The following is a 5556-nucleotide window of genomic DNA, read 5'->3' as shown; positions in this document are numbered from 1 at the left end:
AGGCGGCCGCCGATGTCTCCTTCGACCGCATGGCGGCGCTGCAGGCCGCGGCGGCGCGCGTGGTGCTCGACGACGATGCGGTGCAGTCCGTGAGTTCGGTGGTGGGGGTCGATGCGGCGAACAACCAGGCGCTGTCCACCGGCACGCTGGTCATCAACCTGCGCCCGCGCGGCCTGTTCGACGCCTCCGAGGCAGCGGTCATGCAGCGCCTGCGCGAGCGCGTGGCGGCCGAGGTGGCGGGCGTGGTGCTGTTCCTGCAGCCCACGCAGGACCTGACCATCGACTCCGGCACCGGCCCGACCCAGTACCGCTTCGACCTGGAAGGCGTGGACACGCGGCTGGTCGACGAGTGGGCCGAGCGGCTGGTGCGGCGCCTGCAGGCCGCGCCCGAGCTGCGCCACGTCACGACCCGCGCCGGCGCCACCGGGCCGTCGGCCATGGTGCAGGTGGACCGCGACACGGCCGCGCGCCTGGGCGTGACCGCCGGCAGCCTGGACAGCACGCTCTACAGCGCCTTCGGCCAGCGCATCGTCTCCACCATCTTCAGCGAGACCAACCAGTACCGCGTGATCCTGGAGGCCGAGCGCGAGGGCGCCACCAGCCTGCGCACGCTGGAGGAGCTTCCGGTGCGCACCGCGGGCGGCGGCACCACGCCGCTGTCCTCGATCGCGCGCATCGTCGAGCAGCCGGCGCCGGTGACGGTGCAGCGCGTCGGCCAGTACCCGGCGGCGACGGTGGGCTTCGACCTCGCTCCCGGCACGAGCCTGGGCGCGGCGGTGCAGGCGATCCGCGCCGCGGCGCAGGCCGAAGGCCTGCCGGCGGCGCTCACGCTGCGCTTCACCGGCGCCTCGGGCGCCTACCAGAGCTCGCTGGCGAACCAGCTGTGGCTGATCCTGGCGGCGGTGGTGTGCGTGTACATCGTGCTGGGCGTGCTCTACGAGAGCTACGTGCACCCGCTGACCATCCTGTCCACGCTGCCCTCCGCCGGGGTCGGGGCGCTGCTGGCGCTGGAGCTGACGGGGCATGCGCTCGACGTGGTGGGCATCATCGGCCTGGTGCTCCTGATCGGCATCGTGAAGAAGAACGCGATCATGATGATCGACTTCGCCATCGACGCCGAGCGCCACGAGGGCCGCAGCCCGCGCGAGGCGATCCACCAGGCGGCGCTGCTGCGCTTCCGGCCGATCCTGATGACCACCCTGGCGGCGCTGGCGGCGGCCGTGCCGCTGATGCTCAGCTGGGGCGACGGGGCCGAGCTGCGCCGGCCGCTCGGGCTGGCGATCTTCGGCGGGCTGGTGCTGTCGCAGCTGCTCACGCTGTTCACCACGCCGGTGATCTACCTGTGGTTCGACCGGCTCGGGCAGCGGCTGTCGGGCGCCGGTGCGCGCCGGGAGCCGGCATGAACCTCTCGCGCCCCTTCATCGAGCGGCCGGTGGCCACGGTGCTGCTGACCATCGGGCTGGCGCTGGCAGGCATCGCCGCCTACTTCATCCTGCCGGTGGCGCGGCTGCCGGCGGTGGATTTCCCGGTGATCTTCGTGACCGCCAACATGGCGGGCGCAAGCCCCGCCGACATGGCGCGCACGGTGGCGACGCCGCTGGAGCGCACGCTCGGCACCATCGCCGGGGTCAACGAGATGAGTTCCAGCTCCAGCAGCGGCTCGACGCGGGTGGTGCTGCAGTTCGACCTGAACCGCGACATCGACAGCGCCGCGCGCGACGTGCAGGCGGCGATCAACGCGGCGCGCATCGACCTGCCGGCGAACCTGCGCGCGAGTCCCACCTACCGCAAGGCGAACCCGGCGGCGCAACCCTTCCTGATCCTGGCGCTGACCTCGGCCACGCGCACGCCCGGGCAGATCTACGACGCCGTGAGCAACATCGTCAGCCAGCGCCTGCTGCAGGTGCCGGGCGTGGGCGACGTGGCACTGGGCGGCGGCTCGCAGCCGGCGGTGCGCGTCGAACTCAATCCCTTCGCGCTGCACGAGCTGGGCCTGAGCGGCGACGACGTGCGCGCCGCGCTGCAGGCGGGCAGCGCCAACCGGCCCAAGGGTGTGATCGAGCTGGGGGGCGTGCAGGACGGGCGCGCGCTGCAGGTGCTCACGCCTGCGCCGGGGCTGCGCGCGGCCGACTGGCGAGACCTGATCGTGGCGGTGCGCGATGGCCAGGAGGTGCGCCTGTCGCAGGTGGCACGCGTGCTCGACAGCGTGCAGGACACGCGCACGCGCGGCATGTTCAACGGCCAGCCGGCCATCATCGTCACCATCACGCAGCAGCCCGACGCCAACCTGATCGCCACCGCCGACGCCATCCACGCGCTGCTGCCGCAGCTGCGCGCACAGCTGCCTTCGGACATCGCGCTGGACGTGGCGATCGACCGCACGGGCTCGGTGCGTGCCTCGGTGCGCGAGGTGGAGCTGACGCTGGTGGTGGCGGTGGTGCTGGTGGTGCTGGTGGTCGGCCTGTTCCTGCGCAACCTGCGCGCGGCGCTGATTCCCGGGGTGGCGACGGTGGTGTCGCTGCTGGGCACCTTCGGCGTGATGTATGCGCTCGGCTTTTCCCTGAACAACCTGACGCTGATGGCGCTCACGGTGGCCACCGGCTTCGTGGTGGACGATGCCATCGTGGTGCTGGAGAACATCTCGCGCCACCTGGAGATGGGTCGCCCGCGCCGCCAGGCGGCGCTGGAGGGCGCGCGCGAGGTGGGTTTCACGGTGCTGACCATCAGCGTGTCGCTGGTGGCGGTGTTCATCCCGCTGCTGTTCATGGGCGGGCAGCCGGGGCGGCTGTTCCGCGAATTCGCCGTGACGCTGTCGGCGGCGGTGATGATCTCGCTGCTCATCTCGCTGACCACCACGCCGATGCTGTGCGCCATGCTGCTGCGCCCCGGGGCCGGCGACCGCGTCGCCGCGCAGCCGCCGCGCCGCAGCCTGGCCGGCCGGCTGCGCGCGCGCCTGGCGCAGTGGGCGCAAGGGGGCGAGCGCCGTGTCACGGGCGCCTACGCGCGTGCCCTGGACTGGGCGCTGGCGGCGCCCTGGCTGGTGGTGGCGGTGCTGCTGGTGGTGGTCGGGCTGAACGGTTATCTGTTTGCCAACATCGACAAGGGCTTCTTCCCGGAGCAGGACAGCGGCCAGCTCATGGGCGGGTTGCGCGCCGACCAGAGCATTTCCTCGACGGCCATGGCTGACAAGCTGCAGCAGGCGGTGGACATCATCCGCGCCGACCCCTCGATCGGCACGGTGGTGGCCTTCGCCGGGGGGCGCTCGGGCGGGGGCTTCCTGTCGGCGGTGCTCAAGCCGGCGGCCGAGCGGCCCCAGGGTGAGGGTTCGCGCGCGGTCATCGGGCGGCTGCGGCCGCAGCTGGCGCGCATCACCGGCCTGCGCGTGTTCCTCAGCCCGGCGCAGGAGCTGCGCATGGGCGGGCGCAGCAGCAATTCCACCTACCAGTACACCCTCAAGGCCGACAACCAGGCAGACCTCAAGCGCTGGACGCTGCGCCTGGCGGCCGAGCTCAAGCAGGATGCGCGCCTGACCGACGTGGACGACGACCAGAGCGACAACGGCGTGGAGACCTTCGTGCAGGTGGACCGCGAGAAGGCCGCGCAGCTGGGGGTGTCGCTGTCGAGCATCGACGCCGCGCTCTACAACGCCTTCGGCCAGCGCCAGGTGGCGAACATGTACAGCGACCTGAACCAGTACACGGTGGTCATGGAGTGGGCGCCGCGCCATGCGCTCTCGCCCGAGGCGCTCAAGGACGTGTACGTGCCGGCGGCGCGCGCGGCCGCGGCGGACCGCGCTGCGGGCGATGCCCCGGCCTCGGCCAATCCCGGCCAGCGCAACGCCTCCAGCGCCCAGCCGCTGTCGCTGGCGCGCACCACCATGGTGCCGCTCACGGCGCTGGCCACCTTCAGCGAGCGCGCCGTGCCGACCTCGGTGTTCCACGACGGCGGCGAGCTGTCGAGCACCCTGTCCTTCGACCTGGCCGATGGCGTGTCGCTGGAGGCGGGGCGCCAGGCGGTGCTGGAGGCGGTCGATGCCATCGGGCTGCCGAACAACGTGCGCGGCGCCTTCGGGGGCGCGGCCGCCGCGGCCCAGGAGACGCAGGCGCAGCAGCTGTTGCTGGTGGTGGCGGCCATCGTCGTGATCTACCTGGTGCTGGGGATGCTCTACGAGAGCCTGATCCACCCCGTGACGGTGTTGACCACGCTGCCCAGCGCGGGCTTCGGCGCGGTGCTGGCGCTGCTGGCGCTGCGCATGGAGTTCTCGCTGATGGCGCTGATCGGCGTGTTCCTGCTGATCGGCATCGTCAAGAAGAACGCCATCCTGATCATCGACTTCGCGCTGGAGGCCGAGCGCACGCGCGGGCTGTCGGCCGTGGAGGCGGTGCGCGAGGCCTCGCTGCTGCGCTTCCGGCCGATCGTCATGACCACGCTGGCGGCGATCCTGGGCGCGCTGCCGCTGGCGATCGGCTTCGGCCAGGGGGCCGAGCTGCGCCAGCCGCTGGGCGTGACCATCGTCGGCGGCCTGGTGGCCAGCCAGCTGCTGACGCTGCTGACCACGCCGGTGGTCTATGTGCTGCTGGATCGCCTGCGCGGCCGGCGCCAGGGGCGCATCGAGGCGCCCGCCTGAGCGCCCATCCGGCCGCTCCCCGAAGACTGGAGAGAAAGAACCCACACCATGCCCTTGCGCCGTCCTCCTGCACCCCCCGTTTCCCGCGCCGCCCTCGGGGCGCTGGTGCTGGCCGGCCTGCTCGCTGGCTGCGCCGGCATGGCGCCGCCGCACCAGCCGCCTGCCCAGCCCCTGCCTGCGGGCTGGAAGGGCGCGGCGCCGGCGGGTTGGGTGGATACGGCGCACTACCAGCGCTGGCAGGAAGGGCGCTGGTGGGACTGGTTCGAGGACGCGGAGCTGGCGCGCCTGATGGAGCGTGTGGACATCGGCAACCAGAACTTGGCGCGGGCGCTCGCCAACGTCGCGCAGGCCGAGGCGCTGCTGCGCCAGGCCGAGGCCCAGCGCCTGCCTGGCCTGGACCTGCAGCTGGGCGCGCAGCGCAGCGGCGACCCGGCACGCGGCAGCGCCACGCTGGGCCTGAGTGCGAGCTGGGCGCCCGATCTGTGGGGTCGGCTGGCCGACAGCGTGCGCGCACAGGGTGCGAACGTGCAGGCCAGCCGGGCGAACCTTGCGGGCGCACGCCTGGCGGCGCAGGCCAGCCTGGCGCAGGCCTATTTCGCGTTGCGCGAGGCGGATGCCGAGGCGGCGCTGCTGGCCGAGATCATCGCCGGCTACGAGCGCGCCGCAAGCATCACCGGCAACCGCTACCGTGCCGGCATCGCGGCGCACACCGACCTGCTGCAGGCCGAGTCCACCCTGGAGTCGGCGCGCGCCAGCCGCGTGGCGCTGCAAGCCAACCGCGACCGGTACGAGCACGCCATCGCGCTGCTGGTGGGCGCCGCCCCGGCGGAGTTCGCGCTGGCGCCGGCCCCCTGGAACGCGCGGGTGCCGGAGCTGCCGCCGCTGCTGCCCTCCGAGTTGCTGCTGCGCCGGCCCGACGTGGCGGCGGC

Annotated in this window: 3 protein-coding genes; all 3 read left to right on the top strand. The window is 73.0% G+C overall.

Translation table 11 applies throughout. From position 1 onward, the window contains the following. A partial coding sequence (locus A612_RS02310) for an efflux RND transporter permease subunit (protein WP_019372994.1) occupies positions 1-1403 on the top strand: 1403 nt, incomplete at its 5' end. Beyond that, entirely contained in the window at positions 1400-4627 is a 3228-nt protein-coding gene (locus A612_RS02305; protein WP_019372993.1) for an efflux RND transporter permease subunit, read from the top strand. The genes A612_RS02310 and A612_RS02305, both read left to right, overlap by 4 nt. Before the next feature lie 48 nt (positions 4628-4675). After that, on the top strand, positions 4676-5556 hold an 881-nt coding region (locus A612_RS02300; protein ID WP_040435712.1), incomplete at its 3' end, for a TolC family protein.

The sequence above is a fragment of the Melaminivora alkalimesophila genome, from assembly GCF_000282995.1.
GTDB lineage: Bacteria > Pseudomonadota > Gammaproteobacteria > Burkholderiales > Burkholderiaceae_C > Melaminivora > Melaminivora alkalimesophila.
Note: the sequence above shows the minus strand (reverse complement) of the source record. Positions and strands in the feature narration are given on the sequence as shown.